Here is a 15,926-nt window from a genome sequence, read left to right as displayed (position 1 = left end):
ACCATTTTTATATTGCTATGAATTTGGTCTTACTCTATGAATTTATTGAATATATGTGATGTGTAAACGTTATCTTGGATGAGGTGTTGGTTAGGCGCATAAAAACAAAAAATCGCGGTCATTGATGTGGCCGCGATTTGTCGTTTCTATTTTCTCTTTACAGGCCACAGAAAATGGCGCTCAGAATGCTAGTTGTTGTTCATCCAATCAACCATTTGAGTTTTGTACACATCGCTGTTGCCGCCAAAGATAGCTTGTACGCCTGTACCGACTCGCACCACACCTGCTGCACCAAGAGCTTTCAATTTCGCTTCGTCTACTTTGTCTTGCTCTGCGACTTGGATGCGCAAGCGAGTGATACAAGCATCGGTGCTTAAGATATTTTGCTTGCCGCCAAACGCGCTAACCAACTCACTGGCAAACTCTGAACTGGCGTCATTGACGGCTTTGCTGCTGTCTTGATCTTCGCGGCCTGGTGTTTTCAGATCGAACGTTTTAATGAACCAAGTGAACACAACGTAGTACAGCGCAGCGTATGCCAAACCTAGTGGGATGATCATCCAACCTTTGGTCGAAATACCAAAGAAGGTCACGTAGTCGATAAGGCCAGCACTAAAGCTGTAACCATGTTTAACGCCCAGCATGATACACAGTGGGTAAGCCAGACCCGCAATGATCGCGTGAATCACGTAAAGCACAGGCGAGATGAATAAGAAGGCAAACTCGATAGGCTCAGTGATACCAGTTAGGAACGACGTTAGCGCTGCTGAGATCATGATGCCCATAACTTTGGTGCGGTTCTCTGGTTTTGCTGCACGGCCAATCGCAATTGCCGCCGCAGGAAGACCAAACATCTTGAATAGGTAACCACCCGCTAGGTTGCCCGCATTTGGGTCACCAGCGAAGAAGCGAGGGATCTCTCCATGGAATACTTGACCAGCAGCGTTCACAAACTCACCGGCTTGAAGCTGAATAATCACGTTAATCACATGGTGCAGACCAAATGGGATCAGAGCACGTTCCGCGGTGCCGTAAGCCCAGAATGCCACCAATGGGTTTTGCTCGGTTGCCCATGTGCCAAACCAATCAATACCGGAGCCAATTGGTTGCCAAATAAAGGCAATCGCAATACCCAAAAACAGCATAGAAAATGACGTGACGATCGGGACAAATCGTTTACCCGCGAAGAAGGCCAAATAAGCTGGCATCTTAATGGTGTAGAAGCGGTTAAACATATACGCACCAACTGCTCCGGAGATGATGCCGCCAAGCACACCTGTGTCGATATGATCCACACCCAGCACGCCAGCCATGACTTTTAGTGTCGCGACTAATACGTAATAACCAATACCTGCCGCAACCGCACCAACACCATCATTGTTGGTAAATGAGATAGCAACGCCAAGCGCGAAGATAAGCGGCAGGTTACCGAAGACCGCGCCCCCCGCTTCTGCCATCAATTCAGAAACTACGGGTGGAATGAACCCAAATTGCGCCGAGCCAATACCCAAAAGGATACCTGCCGCGGGCATTGAGGCTATAGGCAACATGAGCGCCTTACCGACCTTAGAAAGGTTGGCAAAAAAGTTAGCAAACATAAAAATACTCCAACTTGTTAGATAAAAATCTTGAGTGGCGCAGTCATGAATAAACTGTGGGAAGCGGGGAGATTAGCGATAGCATCGTGATTATGGTTTGCGGGGGTTGGAGCATAAACATAAAAACTGGTTGCTATCGCTAAAGCTTTATAAGTGGTGTGCTGAGCTAAAAATAGAGGGCCTTAACCAATTGAAGGGCACGGTCTCGATCGCTCAACCATAGGACTGCGTCAGAATCTAAGTGTATTTTGGGTAAAAATAAGGCATGAAAAAACAGAGTGAATTTTGTTTTTCTTGTTCCTGATAACTAAGTTTTTAGACCTTTTTACTTGAGTGAAGGCATTAAACGCTAATATAAGGAACAGAATATTTGTTTTGGAGTGCCTGTTTTGGAGAGTATTAATCTTTTCCGCTATTACGAACGTGTAGAGAGTTTTGAGCTGCGAGAGGAATACGCGGTGACGCTTGCCGAGATTGCAGACAAGATGTTCACCAGCCCAAGGCACGCCCGAGCCATTCTCAAGCAGATGAATGCGCTCAACTGGATCGCTTGGATACCCAGAGTGGGGCGTAACCAACGTTCGACCTTAATTCGTAACATCGATCGTACAGAGGTGAAGCGCTCTATTGCTCTGGAGTGGATCAAAGAGAGCAAATACGACCGGGCACTTGAGTTTCTTGACTTCGACCAAGTCGTGTTTGAGCAACTGCTAAAGCAAACTTCTGGCGCCCAAGTGACAGAAGGCAAAGTCAGTGTGCAACTCACCTATAACCGCTCTTTTGCTACGCTCAATCCAATCAAACCACAACGAAATAGCGAGCGTTTCTTAATTCGTCAAATTCACGCTTGCTTGGTTTCTATGACACCTGAAGGTGAGTTAGTCGGAAACATTGCGCATCATTGGCAAGCCGATGAAGAGTGGCGAACTTGGACGTTTTATCTTCGTCCTTCCGTTTGCTTTCATCATGGCGGTAAAGTGGATGCAGAACTAATGGTGAAGCTACTAAACCATTGGCAGCAGCTTCCATATTATCAAAATGAACTCGATCACCTTGAAGCGGTTTCTGTTGAGTCGCCTTATCGATTTTCCGTTCAACTTACTCGGCCAGACAAAGGCTTCGCTGCATTGTTGAGTGATCTAAAATACTCTTTACAGCCTGTCGAGCAACTCAATAACTTATCCTCCGACAGCATCGGCTGTGGCATTTTCTCACTGGAATCGCACACGAACAACAAACTTACCTTGGTGGCAAATGAGCGCTTTCACGGATTTCGCTCCCTCACTGATAAAGTCACCATCTGGTCGTTAAACAGTGAAAAGAAGGACGGTGCAAAGGCTTCCAATTATCCCCACGATTTACCTAAGACAGAGCAGTATTCGAAAAAGGTCATCACCAACTCTCCAGATGAAGAAGTGGATGAGCGCATCATCGATGCCAAACACACAGCATCGAAAGATCGCGTGGAAGAAGGGTGCTTGTTTATGATTTTCAATCACAATCATCCTAACTTATCGCACTCTCAGCGACGTTGGCTGAGTGATGCCTTGAGTGGTGCGAACATTTGGCAGCAATTGGAACGTAACGAAACCACCTTTGGGGCTGAGATCGCATATAACTTTTTCCCCTTCTGGCACAACGTCAAATATCTGAGAAGCGATGAAGTAGCGCTACCGAGTTCAATCCGAATCGCCTGTTATTCCCATCTTGGTATTCAACGCAGTGCGAGAGCCGCTGAGCAAATCTTGATGGAACATGGCATCAAGGTTGAAGTAAACGTTTATTCGTTTGAGGCATTTATTGAAAAAGCGTCTGGAGAGGGCTTTAGTGAAGAGATTGTTCTAAGCAGCTTTAACTTGGATGACAACCGACAAGTCTCGGCTTTACTGTTTTTCCTCAGCGATCCGATTTTGCACGCCACGATCGGATCTGGTGTCAGCGACTGGCTGGTGGCTGAGATCAACCAAATTCGACAGTTTAGCGCTCCGGAAGATTACCTCACTAAGTTAGAGCAACTTGGCTCTGTGCTGATCTATGAAGGTGTGGTTAGTCCGATGCTTCACCACCGACAAACACTTAGCTTCCAAGACATATTCAAAGGTGTAGAGATCACGGCGTGGGGTTGGCCGAAGTTGAGTGAGATTTGGTAAAGGGCAATTGTAATCAGCACGATCTTTGCTCATCAAAATGCGATCTTCACCTCTTGTATTTAAAGTACTAACTGATAATGTAGAGTTTGTTTTAGTAAAATTTTACTTGAGGTTTTAATTAATGGAAACGATCGCTTACTCAGACTTTGCAAAGCTAGAAATTCGCACCGGAAAAATCATCGAAGTGGCTCGTCACGAAAACGCAGATAAGCTTTACATCGTGCAGATCGACATCGGTGAGAAAACACTGCAAACCGTCACCAGCTTGGTGCCTTACTACACAGAAGAAGAGTTGATGGGGAAACAAGTGGTGGTGTTGTGTAATCTTGCGAAAGCTAAGATGCGTGGCGAAACCTCTGAGTGCATGTTGCTGTGTGCTGAAACCGATGATGAATCAGAAAGTGTTCTGCTAACGCCTGAACGCGCGATGCCTGCTGGTGTGAGAATCGTTTAGTATCTAGTCATATATTGTTTATATAACAATTATTTATGTTTTAGATCTCATTTTATAAATGAATCAATAGAATCATATTCACCTTTATTTATAATCTCCGCGCTTTTAAAAGCTGTCTAACAGTATGAAAAATTAGGAAATTATAATGAAAAAAGTATTGCCATTATTGGCTTTAGGTGCAGTGGTTGCTTCGGCGTCGGTTCAGGCGGAAGGTAATTGGTACATTGGTGCGGATATTTTAAATTCAGACCTTAAAGTTGAAGGTGACTCGTCAAGCTCTTCAGCTACGGGTCTTGGTATTGCGGTAGGTAAAGAGCTGCAATACTCAGAAAACTTCAAACTGGCACTAGAGGGCGAATACGTCTACTACGGTAGCTTTGAAGAAAAAGCATCTGGTTCAGGTAACTGGGCAAAAGTGACTGTTGATGGTTACGGCTTCAACCTAAATGCAAAACCGAAATACCAATTCTCTGGTACTGGTTTTTATGTTGGTGCAGTTGCAGGTCTTGGTGTGATGGGTGTAGATTTTGAGTCTAAATCAAACCTTGCAAACCTTAATGTGAAAACTGACGGTAGTGATGTTGGTTTCAACTACGGTGCAGAAGTGGGGTACGAGTTCGCTTCAGGTCTAATTATCTCTGGTGGTTACCGTGTTTCTACAGTAACGATCGATGTTGAAGGCGGTGGTGATATCGACTTTGATTTCGACAGCCTATACGCTGGTGTTGATTACAAGTTCTAATCTCACACAAACAGAACATGAATAGCAAAAGGGAGCCACTAGGCTCCCTTTTTAATTAGGTTATCAATCAACTCATAATGATGATCTTGTACGCCCGCTAAGTTGCCGTATTTGGGTTGGTGGCGGTCGTTTTCTTTCGCATGATGCCAACCAACGGTATGGCGAACGAAGTGCTCAGCAAAGGCGTGAGAGACTTCCAAGCATCCAGCGAGCACCGTATCAACATAGCTTTGCATGATGGGACTGAGTGAGCAGGGTGGTAACGGATCGTTTTTCACATAAACCCAAATGCTGTGCTCAGAGTTAAAAGTGGCCTCTGTTTCAATCTGATCAGGACGGATTTGAATGCGGTGGTAGCCACGTTCGCGTCGGTCAAACTCCGCTAGCGCTTGATCGTCGACTTCAAGCAGTACGCCATTGACTTGCCCTTCGCCTTCATTCACAACCAAGGGTGACAAGATATAGCTGTCGTCAACTTTGCCCCAATAGCGCACCAGACCATGAGCGATGACTGGGATGGCTTCTCCCGTTTGACCCGTTAACTTGCGCGAGGCGGCATTGATTAAACTGCCGTAGCCAAATATATACATCTCGATTGCTTCCCTTACTTCGACGAAATCACTGTTATCCGTTATACCTAAACACTACCAACCAAGCAACGCATGAAGCACAGGTTTTACCTCGAAAGGATAGTTTGACTTTATAACATGTATTTTTTATGCATGTTTGTGTTAATATCGAACGCGTAGAATTTTTGAACGGTATCAAATGGGTACTTAAGGGCATCACAATGCTGAATATCACCGATAAAAAAGTGGAAGAAAAAATCCCTGCATGGCTGCGATTAGGGTTTAGACCGTTTTTCCTGTTTGGCTCTATTTATGCTGTTGTTGCAATTGCGGTATGGGTATGGACGTTCCAAACCGGACAGCCAAGTGCGTTGAGTGTTCCGGCGTTGTGGTGGCACGTTCATGAAATGTTGTTTGGTTTTTCAATGGCAATAGTGGTGGGCTTTGTGCTGACTGCAGTGCAAAACTGGACGGGCATTAACGGCACGAAACACTACACCTTGTTAGCGATATTTACATTGTGGCTTGCACCGAGAATACTGCTTTGGACACCAGCACCACTTTGGTTAACCAGCAGCATTGAAGCGCTGTTTTTGCTGTTTGTGGCGTACGAAGTGGGCATTCGTGTTTACCGCGCGAAAGGTTGGCGGAATCTATTCTTTGTGCCGTTATTCTTGCTTGCCATCTTTGCTAACTTTGCCAGCTACGCAACGGTGAAAGGCATGCCGCCATTTACCTCGTCTGCGGTATGGCAAGCGATGCTTTGGTGGTTCACTCTGCTGCTTTCTGTCATGGGCGGACGAGTGATTCCATTTTTCACAGCCCGTCGCTTTAACTTCGAAAAGGCTCAGCCGCTAATGTGGTTAGATTGGCTAGCAAACCTACCTTTGGTCATGTTGTTCGTGTTGAGCTTCTTCCCTGTGACGTTTGCGGAACTTGGTCAGCCACTTATGTTGTTTGCCGGTGTGGCGCAGTTGGTTCGATTCCTGCGCTGGAAGCCTTGGCTGACACTTAGCGAGCCGTTGGTGTGGTCTTTACATGCAGCTTACTTGTGCTTGCCTTTGAGTCTGATTCTACGTGGTAGTTGGGATAATGCGTTTGCGAACCACAACTTAATACATCTGTTTGCTATCGGCGCATTGGGTGGGTTGATCTTAGCGATGATTGCTCGTGTGACCATGGGGCACACAGGTCGCATGATTTACAAAGGCCCAAACATGAGCATCGCTTTTACTGCCGTGATTGGAGCGGCATTAGCAAGAAGCTTAGGCGTGATTTTTGACCCTTCACACATGCTACTTTGGATTGATGTCAGTGCAGCCTTGTGGATTCTGGCTTTCGGTATGTTCGTATGGCGATTCGGAATGATGCTGATGAAACCAAGAGTGGATGGTCATCCCGGATAGTCACAGTTAAGATTTGATAAAGAAGGGCACAACCAACGGTGTGAGTCCTTTTTATTTGAGCTTGCTTCCGCAAATGACCCACAATTAGTAAGGTAATTGTTAAGAATGTGAAAAACGTTGAATTCTATAGTGGGATTTGAGCGTGCTAGAAGAGGCGGACTCCGCTACTCTGTAGATGTTATTGCTCGTATGCACATGAGTGATTAACTAGCCAATTGACGTTTTAGACCCATAGGTGTCTTTTCGTGTAATTACATGGCCGCTTAGTTCTATACCTCCGTGGAACTAAGCGGCGTTTTTCGTTTTGTGGCTAGGTAAAATTAGATGTTCCCTTCGCTGAAGTCTTTTTGGAAATACAGCACTTTCTGTAGGTAGCGTCTTGCTTCCCCTTTTGGATGTTGGGTGGTTAACGCATCATAAACCTGAGTCGGGTTAAGGCTGTTAAGCTCATTCATCGCGCGTTTTCGGTCACTATCGAAGGTAGAAAGCACGCCACCTGTGCCGCCGTTATAGGCTGAAATCATACTAAAGTGTTTCGAAGTAGGATGTTTTACATCTCTTAGATAGCGATTCTTCAAGATATAGAAATACGCTGCTCCGGTATCAATGTTATTGGCAGGATCGAACAAGTACTCTTTGGTTGGAATACCCGGTTTGTTTTTCACCAAATTAAACACATCAGCACCGGCGGTTTTTGGGATCACTTGCATTAAGCCGTAAGCCCCAGCATGAGAGACCGCATAAGGGTTAAAGCTACTTTCGGTTTTGATCACGGCGAAGATTAGATCTTCAGACAAGCCATATCGTTTAGCTGCATCACGTACCAAGCCTGCGTACTGGTATTCTCGCTGCTCTAGGTGATCTTTCACCATGTTGATTTCAACATAATAAGCACTGCCGCGTTTGATGGCTTTCTTCTGCAGTTTATTGTCGAGCAGGTAGTCTGCGTAGCGATTAGCGCGCCATTCCCATTCAATCGGCTTTCCATCGTGATCGAGAACTTGCCCTAGTAAGAAAGGCTTACCGCGTAATACCGCTTCCTTATCGCTAAACAACTCTGCATGAGCCGGATCGGCAGGCATGAGTAGCGTCTGTACGATGGCTTTTTGTAGCTTCTCTGTTGGCTGATATTGGGAAATCGTCGAAACATAGATCTTACCCGTTTCGAAGTCGATATGTGCTCGGGTGTTGTAACCATCAAGGTACTTCACGTAACGGTGTTTGCCTGCTTCAACGAACTCATCTTCACCCCAGCGATCTTTGGCTTTTTGAGCAATGTAAGCCAGTAACTGTTTGATGTTCTCTTCGTTCGATGCGCTTGGCGGTTTTACGTAGGGAGGAACGTAGTCATCACATGCGCATGGTGGTGTTTCTTCGGGAGCTACAGAACAACCACCGAGAAGGAGTAAGCTCAGGATTAGCGATTTCTTCATCGGATACCGATTTAATTAGAGGTGAGGGCAATTGCCGACTGAAGAAAATAATAAGTAAGAGTGCTAATCGCCTGAAATTAAAACTTTTTGTTCTTTCGATAGAAGCGTTTGATGCTGAGTATTCACCGGAAAAAAAGCCTGCGGGGTGCAGGCTTTGTATTAGGAGAGTCCAATTTAACTTACTTGTGAGAGGCTAACGACTTTCTGTTGCAGCTTCTCTTTTATATATTCTGCCAGTGCGATTTTCTCCTCTTCGTTCATGTATAAACCAAGTTTTGTACGACGCCATAAGATGTCTTCATCGGTTAGCGCCATTTCGTGATTCATCAAGTAATCAATTTCGCGTTGATATACGCCACTTGCTTGCTCTGAGAAGCAGTGACCAAGATCTTCTACGCTGTTAGTGCCTTCCATTAGGTCCCAAGTTTGTGTACCAAACTGAGTCACGTAGCGCAGCAACATCGCTTCTGATGCCCATGAGTACTTCGCATGAATCATCTTCGCAAGTTGCTCACGGCTGCAACTGAAGTTACCGCCAGGAAGGGTTTGGTTTGCCGTCCAGTCTTTCCCCATTTCAGGTAGGAACGGGGCAAGTTTCTTCATTGCTGCTTCACCAAGCTTACGGTAAGTCGTGAGCTTGCCGCCGAACACTGAAAGTAAAGGTGCGTGGTCGTATTCAGCGTCCAATTCTAGTGTGTAGTCACGTGTGATCGCTTGCGGTGAGTCAGACTCATCATCACACAACGGACGTACACCACTGTATGTCCACACCACGTCTTCGCGGCTTAGCTGGTGGACAAAGTGTTGGTTAACGATATCGATCAAGTAATCGACTTCATCTTCGGAAATCGCGACTTCACGCGGATCGCCTTTGTACTCCACATCTGTCGTACCAATGATCGAGAACTTATCTAGGTAAGGGATCATAAATACGATGCGGTTATCTTTGTTTTGTAGGATGTAGGCTTGCGGCTCGTTGTGGATACGAGGAACAACGATGTGCGAGCCTTTGATTAAACGAATGTTGCGAGGGGAGGTTTGCTCTAATCCTTCATCAAAGAACTGTTTCACCCATGGACCAGCAGCGTTAACCAGAGCTTTCGCTTTGCGTTCGAAACGTTGGTCTGTGGTGACGTCATGAATAGTGACATGCCAAATGCCGCCTTCACGGTGTGCTTTTTCTACGCGGCAGTAGTTGCGAACTTCTGCGTTATTCTCTTTAGCCGCTAGAACGTTCAATAACACCAAGCGTGCGTCATCTACCCAACAATCTGAGTATTCGAAACCGGTTTTCATTTCAGGTTTTAATAGACCTGATTTTGCTAGGTTGACGGTTTTGCTGCCTGGAAGAGTGGTTCGTTTACCCAAGTTATCGTAAAGGAACAAGCCACAGCGGATCATCCAAGCTGGGCGTAAAAATGGACGATGAGGTAAACGGAAGCGCATTGGTAGAGCCACATGAGGCGCTTTACGTAAGATCACTTCACGCTCAGCGAGCGCTTCCGAAACCAAACGAAACTCATAGTGTTCAAGGTAACGTAATCCACCGTGGATCAGTTTTGAACTTGCAGAAGAGGTTGCCGATGCGAAGTCGTTAGCTTCATACAAACCGACGCTTAAACCACGGCCAGCAGCATCTGCAGCAATACCAGCCCCGTTAATGCCGCCGCCGATCACGATCATGTCTAGAGTAGGGGATGAATTCGTCGTGGAAGCATTTTGTTGGATACTCATAAATTTGACCTCTTGGTGAGCGAACGAGCATTTTGGAACATGAGTTTATCCTAGCTTAGCTTTCGTTTTTGGTCATTATTTATTTTCGTTTATGAGCGTTTTGTGTGATTTGGGCACAAAAAAACCTCTGCCTAATTAAGACAGAGGTCATTTATGCGCGTAAATAGTGAGTGTAAACGTTATTCGGTTATGGCTCTTTCCATTTGTGTATCAACCACTTCGAGCGGAACGGCTGCTTCTTTTAGAATCGCGAGAATCTCTTCTGGTGGTTGTTTGTTAGTAAATACCATGTTCAATTGCGCGATATTGCCCAGTTTCACCATCGCATTACGACCAAACTTCGAATGGTCAACCGCAAGGAAAACGCTGCGGCTGTTATCGATAATCGCCTGTTTAACGCGAACTTCGTGGTAATCAAAGTCCAGTAGTGAGCCATCAAAATCGATACCACTGATGCCTAAAATACCGAAGTCGAGGCGGAATTGTTTGACGAAATCGAGTGTCGCTTCACCGACAATGCCGCCGTCTCGGTTGCGAACTTCACCGCCCGCTAAAATCACTTTGATTTCCGGGTTCGGTAAAAGGATGGTGGCAACATTAATGTTATTGGTCACCACACGAAGCTGTTTGTGGTTTTTATTGAGCGCTCGAGCGACGGCTTCTGGAGTAGTGCCAATATCAATAAACAAGGTTGCGCCATCTGGAATGTGTTTTACGAGTTCTTCCGCAATGACATCTTTTTCATTGAAGTTAAGCGCTTTACGCGTGTTGTATGAGGTATTCTCTGAACTGAGAGGAATGGTTGCACCACCGTGGTAGCGACGAATTTTGTTTTCATCTGCGAGGTCATTTAGGTCGCGGCGAATAGTTTGAGGACTAACATTAAATTTTTCTACCAGCTCATCCGTGCTGACATAGCCTTGTTTTTTCACCAACTCAACAATCTGTTGGTGTCTTGGTATTTGCTTCACTTAGCACTCCCTTGTGCACTGGTAATCGCCAATGCTTCAAAATCGAAAATAGAAACTTGCTCTATTGTGCTCGAATTAGCGCATTGTGAGAAGCTGTGGGAGTGTGGAATCCGCGATCGAACGCAAAAAAAGAGCGCCAATTAGGCGCTCTTTACGATTAATCAGGGGGAAACTAATCGTTTATCAGAAATTAATCGTCTTCGTCGTGAAGCTCAGACCAGGTTTGAGCACACTTAACTGCGCGCTTCCAACCTTTGTAACGACGGTTACGTTTCTCTTCATCATCATGTGGTTCGAATGTGCGATCGAGCACTGCTTTGTCTTGCAGTTCATCAATGCTATCCCAGAAACCAACCGCTAGACCAGCTAGGTAGGCTGCACCCAAAGCGGTCACTTCGGTCACTTGAGGACGATGAACTTCGGTATTAAGAACATCAGATTGGAACTGCATCAGGAAGTTGTTCGCCACTGCGCCGCCATCCACGCGAAGGTTTGCGAGTTTGATGCCAGAGTCTGCTTGCATTGCATCTAGCACATCACGAGTTTGGTAAGCGATGCCTTCCAAAGTTGCACGGATAATGTGGTTAGAGTTTACGCCACGAGTTAGACCGACAATCGTACCGCGAGCGTAAGCATCCCAATATGGTGCGCCCAGACCAGTAAACGCAGGAACAACGTAAACACCATTTGAAGTATCTACTTTGGTCGCAAAGTATTCTGAATCTTCAGCACCAGCCAGAATCTTCATTTCATCACGTAGCCATTGAATTGAAGCGCCACCCATGAACACTGCACCCTCAAGAGCGTAAGCTGGCTCGCCTTTTGGACCGCATGCTAGCGTAGTCAACAGACCATTTTTCGATGTGACCTTCTCTTGACCTGTGTTCATCAACAAGAAACAACCTGTACCGTAGGTGTTCTTCGCTTGGCCAGCTTCAACACACATCTGACCGTAAAGCGCAGCTTGTTGGTCACCTGCAATACCCGCGATTGGGATACGAGTACCGCCTTTACCACCAATGTTGGTTTGACCGTAGATTTCTGATGAGCGTTTGACTTCAGGCATCATCGACGCTGGGATACCCATCTCATCCAGCATTTTCTGATCCCAGCATAGGTCATTGATGTTGAACAGCATGGTACGAGATGCGTTAGTGTAGTCTGTTACGTGAACGCGGCCTTGGGTCATCTTCCAAACCAGCCAAGTGTCAACAGTACCGAACAGCAGTTTGCCTGCTTCAGCATCTTCACGAGCACCTTCAACATTATCTAGAATCCATTTCACTTTTGTGCCAGAGAAGTAAGGGTCTAGAACCAGACCTGTATTGTCGCGAACGTAATCTTCTAGTCCGCGCGCTTTTAATTCTTCACAAATATCGGCAGTACGGCGACATTGCCACACGATCGCGTTGTAAACCGGCTTGCCTGTTTCTTTGTTCCATACAATTGTGGTTTCACGTTGGTTGGTAATACCGATACCAACAAGTTGGTCGCTACGGATACCGGTTTTTGCAAGTGCTTCAACCAAAGTAGAGCTTTGAGTTGCCCAGATTTCCATTGGGTCATGTTCAACCCAACCAGCCTCTGGATAAATCTGAGTAAATTCTCGCTGAGCGACGCTTACGATATTCGCGTCATGATCCAGAATGACAGCACGAGAGCTTGTCGTGCCTTGGTCTAGGGCAACAATGTATTTTTGCTCAGTCATGGTAAGAATCCTTTTGTTTCGTTATTTATATTTTAGTAAATGTTCGAATGAGTTGGTTTTAAGCTTGAGCTTGTTCTGCTTCTTCTTCGGTCTCGCACTGGTTAGGGATAGTACAGCCATGACCTTGTTGTGGCAGATATGCAGCAATCGCTTTCGGGTACAACCAACCACCGAAGCAAGCACCTGCGATAGGAGCAAGAATTGGAACAATAAAGTATGGGATCTCACGAGCACCGGTCAGTGCGTAATCCCAGCCTGCAAAGTAAGCAAACAGTTTAGGACCGAAGTCACGAGCAGGGTTCATTGCAAAGCCAGTCAGTGGGCCTAAAGAACCACCGATAACCGCAATGAGGATACCGATAAGTAATGGGTTCATCGCGCCGCGAGGTGCGCCGTTGTTCTCATCACCAAGAGCAAGAATGGCAAACATTAGCACTGCAGTAATCACGAATTCCACAGCAAAAGCGCCAAAGAAAGAGAGAGAAGCATGTGGGTAAGTCGAGAAAATGCCCGCTGTCGCTAATGCGTCTTGGCTGCTACGAACGAAGTTGTGTGCGATTTCGTAATCCGTAAACAGGTTACTGTACAAGCTGTAAACCAAAGCGGCAGAGCAAAATGCACCGAGCATTTGCGCAATGATATAAGGCACTACTTTTGCCTTATCGAATCCATGGAACATCGCCAACGCGATAGTTACGGCAGGGTTGATGTGTGCACCGGATACGCCCGCAGTACAGTAAATAGCGATGGCGACGCCAAAGCCCCATACAATACTGATTTCCCATTGACCAAATTGAGCTCCGGTCAACACTAATGCAGCAACACAGCCTACGCCAAAAAAGATAAGTAATCCTGTACCGATAAACTCGGCCAAACATTCTCCGAGCAGTGAGGGGTGTTTGTTCGTTGTCATGTTAAGAGTCCTTTAATATTTATGCTTATCTAGCACGGTTCTATTGTGCATATATAAACGTTTGCGAAAACAAACGAGCGTTAAAAATGAGCGTTTGAGCATAAATTTGTTAATCAAACTCTTCGTTTTTGTTAATTGACGCATCTTTTGCTCAAAAAGGAAACTCGACAAAACGATTCAGAAGCTTCAACTTCGATTTGTCGGCCTAAAACTACCGATGTGAAAATCAATGCACAAACTGGTAAGAGGAGTTTTGTGAAGCTGCTTCGTGAATGGTGGTAAATTGCCCAGATTATTGGTTGAAAACTAACCCTAAAGAGCTAGCTAACACTAATGATGATAAGGGATTGCTGATATTTATTCGGTAGGTTGTTATTCGCCCGAAGTAGGAGTTAGATAAGACGCTGATCTGTGGATGTCGTGTCCTGTTTTGTTTTAAAAGTGATTGTTCGCGAACGTTAGAAGAAGGGTGTCGTTGTCGCATTCAATTGTTAACACAATGACATTGTTGCAACGTGACTTATTTGGGGCGGTAGAACCCAGTTTAGAGCGTCTAAGTTGCTCAAACATAAATTTTTGTCTTGAATCTGTGGTCATTTGAGCGCTTGATTCGCTTAATATTGCGATGACTTTGTTCGTTTGCGCATTTTATGTTGTATGTGAACAGTAACGAAATCTGGGGAAAGTGGAAGCACAGTCTAACTAAAAGCCTCTAATTTTCTGTATTTACTGAAATTTAATTCTTATGCAACATTTGTCACAGAAATAAAAATCGAATCTCATAGAATGCACTCACTTTCGAACGAAACTCCTTTTTGCTCGTTCGCGATTTAATACTCCCTACCATCGCTCACAATATTAATGAGGTTCCTATGTTTGGAATATTCAAACCTAAGGCGCACATCGATCGCTTATCGTCCGATAAGATCGACAGCACTTATTCTCGCTTACGTTGGCAACTCTTCATCGGCATCTTTGTCGGCTATGCCGGCTACTACCTAGTTCGCAAAAACTTTAGCTTGGCGATGCCTTACCTTATTGAACAAGGTTTTAGTCGTGGTGACCTAGGTGTTGCTTTAGCTGCCGTTTCTATTGCCTACGGTTTATCAAAATTCTTAATGGGCAGTGTTTCTGACCGCTCTAACCCTCGTTACTTCTTAAGTGGCGGTCTATTAATGTCTGCACTTGTGATGTTCTGCTTCGGCTTTATGCCTTGGGCTACGGGCAGCATTACCGCGATGTTTATTCTATTGTTCCTAAACGGTTGGTTCCAAGGTATGGGGTGGCCTGCCTGTGGCCGAACCATGGTTCACTGGTGGTCGCGCAAAGAACGTGGCGAGATCGTATCGGTTTGGAACGTGGCACATAACGTAGGTGGTGGTTTAATTGGTCCACTATTTATTCTTGGTCTTTGGGCATTTAACGACGATTGGCGCACCGCTTTCTATGTTCCTGCATTTTTTGCCACGCTCGTTGCTGTCTTTATTTGGTTCACGGTAAGAGATACACCGCAGTCTTGTGGTCTTCCGCCAATTGAAGAGTACAAAGACGATTACCCTGACGATTACGACAAGTCACACGAAAAAGAAATGACGGCGAAGGAAATTTTCTTCAAGTATGTCTTTTCTAATAAGTTGTTGTGGTCAATCGCGATTGCGAACGCGTTTGTTTACCTGATCCGCTACGGTGTGTTGGACTGGGCGCCGGTATACCTCAAAGAAGCGAAGGACTTCTCGGTTGATAAATCTTCTTGGGCTTACTTCCTATACGAGTGGGCGGGTATCCCAGGTACGCTATTGTGTGGTTGGATTTCAGACAAACTGTTTAAAGGTCGTCGTGCTCCTGCCGGTATTCTATTTATGGCGTTAGTCACCGTCGCTGTGCTGGTTTACTGGTTCAACCCAGCAGGTAACCCAGCAGTCGATATGATGGCGCTAGTTGCAATCGGCTTCTTGATTTACGGTCCGGTAATGTTAATTGGTCTGTATGCATTAGAGCTTGCTCCTAAGAAAGCGGCGGGTACGGCTGCAGGTCTAACTGGCTTATTTGGTTACTTGGGCGGTGCGGTAGCGGCAAACGCGATTCTTGGCTACACGGTAGACCACTTCGGCTGGGATGGCGGCTTTATCATCCTAATCGGTTCATGTATCACGTCTATCGTTTGTCTAACTTACGCATTTCTTGGCGAGCGTGCTCACCATGAACAAAAAGCGCGTGAGAAAGAAGCATTGGCGTCATAAAACATTAA

12 protein-coding genes are annotated in these 15,926 nt (G+C 45.6%); 5 read left to right on the top strand and 7 right to left on the bottom strand.

The features are described from left to right. Positions 1 to 188: 188 nt before the first annotated feature. Entirely contained in the window at positions 189 to 1,598 is a 1,410-nt protein-coding gene (ptsG, locus tag H735_RS00540; protein ID WP_020193939.1) for a PTS glucose transporter subunit IIBC, read from the bottom strand. Between the two features lie 380 nt (positions 1,599 to 1,978). On the opposite strand from ptsG, the gene H735_RS00535 reads away from it, so the two are divergent. The 3 genes from H735_RS00535 (at position 1,979) to H735_RS00525 (ending at position 4,944) form a co-directional block, all read left to right on the top strand. Further along, on the top strand, positions 1,979 to 3,748 hold the full coding sequence (locus H735_RS00535; protein ID WP_020193940.1) for an SgrR family transcriptional regulator: 1,770 nt from the start codon (positions 1,979 to 1,981) through the stop codon (positions 3,746 to 3,748). 121 nt (positions 3,749 to 3,869) lie between these two features. Next, positions 3,870 to 4,202: a tRNA-binding protein gene (locus H735_RS00530; RefSeq protein WP_005436572.1), complete on the top strand. Its 333-nt coding sequence runs from the start codon at positions 3,870 to 3,872 to the stop codon at positions 4,200 to 4,202. Positions 4,203 to 4,347: 145 nt separating this feature from the next. Further along, positions 4,348 to 4,944: an outer membrane beta-barrel protein gene (locus H735_RS00525; RefSeq protein ID WP_005436574.1), complete on the top strand. Its 597-nt coding sequence runs from the start codon at positions 4,348 to 4,350 to the stop codon at positions 4,942 to 4,944. Between the two features lie 38 nt (positions 4,945 to 4,982). Here H735_RS00525 and H735_RS00520 read toward each other — a convergent pair whose 3' ends face one another. Next, on the bottom strand, positions 4,983 to 5,534 hold the full coding sequence (locus tag H735_RS00520) for a gamma-glutamylcyclotransferase family protein (protein ID WP_009707476.1): 552 nt from the start codon (positions 5,532 to 5,534) through the stop codon (positions 4,983 to 4,985). A gap of 200 nt (positions 5,535 to 5,734) precedes the next feature. On the opposite strand from H735_RS00520, the gene H735_RS00515 reads away from it, so the two are divergent. Beyond that, on the top strand, positions 5,735 to 6,919 hold the full coding sequence (locus H735_RS00515; protein ID WP_027726528.1) for an NnrS family protein: 1,185 nt from the start codon (positions 5,735 to 5,737) through the stop codon (positions 6,917 to 6,919). Between the two features lie 320 nt (positions 6,920 to 7,239). Here H735_RS00515 and mltC read toward each other — a convergent pair whose 3' ends face one another. The 5 genes from mltC to H735_RS00490 all read right to left on the bottom strand — a co-directional run bounded on the left by mltC (position 7,240) and on the right by H735_RS00490 (position 13,678). Continuing rightward, positions 7,240 to 8,352, bottom strand: coding sequence for a membrane-bound lytic murein transglycosylase MltC (gene mltC, locus H735_RS00510; protein WP_020193942.1), 1,113 nt, complete (start codon positions 8,350 to 8,352; stop codon positions 7,240 to 7,242). Between the two features lie 174 nt (positions 8,353 to 8,526). Then, a complete protein-coding gene (gene glpD, locus H735_RS00505) occupies positions 8,527 to 10,086 on the bottom strand; it encodes a glycerol-3-phosphate dehydrogenase (RefSeq protein WP_020193943.1) in 1,560 nt (519 codons plus the stop codon). A gap of 179 nt (positions 10,087 to 10,265) precedes the next feature. After that, complete coding sequence (locus H735_RS00500; RefSeq protein WP_005436581.1) at positions 10,266 to 11,057, bottom strand: DeoR/GlpR family transcriptional regulator; 792 nt, start codon at positions 11,055 to 11,057, stop codon at positions 10,266 to 10,268. 190 nt (positions 11,058 to 11,247) lie between these two features. After that, the gene (glpK, locus tag H735_RS00495; RefSeq protein ID WP_005436582.1) at positions 11,248 to 12,765 is read right to left on the bottom strand and encodes a glycerol kinase GlpK; all 1,518 of its coding nucleotides are present in this window, start codon (positions 12,763 to 12,765) and stop codon (positions 11,248 to 11,250) included. 58 nt (positions 12,766 to 12,823) lie between these two features. Continuing rightward, positions 12,824 to 13,678, bottom strand: a complete 855-nt coding sequence (locus tag H735_RS00490) for an MIP/aquaporin family protein (protein ID WP_005436583.1) — start codon at positions 13,676 to 13,678, stop codon at positions 12,824 to 12,826. A gap of 872 nt (positions 13,679 to 14,550) precedes the next feature. Between H735_RS00490 and glpT the strand changes: the two genes are divergently transcribed. Further along, complete coding sequence (gene glpT / locus H735_RS00485) at positions 14,551 to 15,918, top strand: glycerol-3-phosphate transporter (RefSeq protein ID WP_005436584.1); 1,368 nt, start codon at positions 14,551 to 14,553, stop codon at positions 15,916 to 15,918. Positions 15,919 to 15,926: the final 8 nt, after the last annotated feature.

The sequence above is a fragment of the Vibrio owensii CAIM 1854 = LMG 25443 genome, assembly GCF_000817815.1.
Lineage (GTDB): Bacteria > Pseudomonadota > Gammaproteobacteria > Enterobacterales > Vibrionaceae > Vibrio > Vibrio owensii.
The sequence above is the reverse complement of the archived record's forward strand: the minus strand, read 5'-3'. Positions and strand labels throughout refer to the sequence as shown.

Bases quoted from the DNA above. Each gene is read 5' to 3' on its own strand.
- ptsG (WP_020193939.1), bottom strand. From the start codon at position 1,598: ATGTTTGCTAACTTTTTTGCCAACCTTTCTAAGGTCGGTAAGGCGCTC.
- H735_RS00530 (WP_005436572.1), top strand. From the start codon at position 3,870: ATGGAAACGATCGCTTACTCAGACTTTGCAAAGCTAGAAATTCGCACC.
- H735_RS00525 (WP_005436574.1), top strand. From the start codon at position 4,348: ATGAAAAAAGTATTGCCATTATTGGCTTTAGGTGCAGTGGTTGCTTCG.
- H735_RS00520 (WP_009707476.1), bottom strand. From the start codon at position 5,534: ATGTATATATTTGGCTACGGCAGTTTAATCAATGCCGCCTCGCGCAAG.
- H735_RS00515 (WP_027726528.1), top strand. From the start codon at position 5,735: ATGCTGAATATCACCGATAAAAAAGTGGAAGAAAAAATCCCTGCATGG.
- mltC (WP_020193942.1), bottom strand. From the start codon at position 8,352: ATGAAGAAATCGCTAATCCTGAGCTTACTCCTTCTCGGTGGTTGTTCT.
- glpD (WP_020193943.1), bottom strand. From the start codon at position 10,086: ATGAGTATCCAACAAAATGCTTCCACGACGAATTCATCCCCTACTCTA.
- glpK (WP_005436582.1), bottom strand. From the start codon at position 12,765: ATGACTGAGCAAAAATACATTGTTGCCCTAGACCAAGGCACGACAAGC.
- H735_RS00490 (WP_005436583.1), bottom strand. From the start codon at position 13,678: ATGACAACGAACAAACACCCCTCACTGCTCGGAGAATGTTTGGCCGAG.
- glpT (WP_005436584.1), top strand. From the start codon at position 14,551: ATGTTTGGAATATTCAAACCTAAGGCGCACATCGATCGCTTATCGTCC.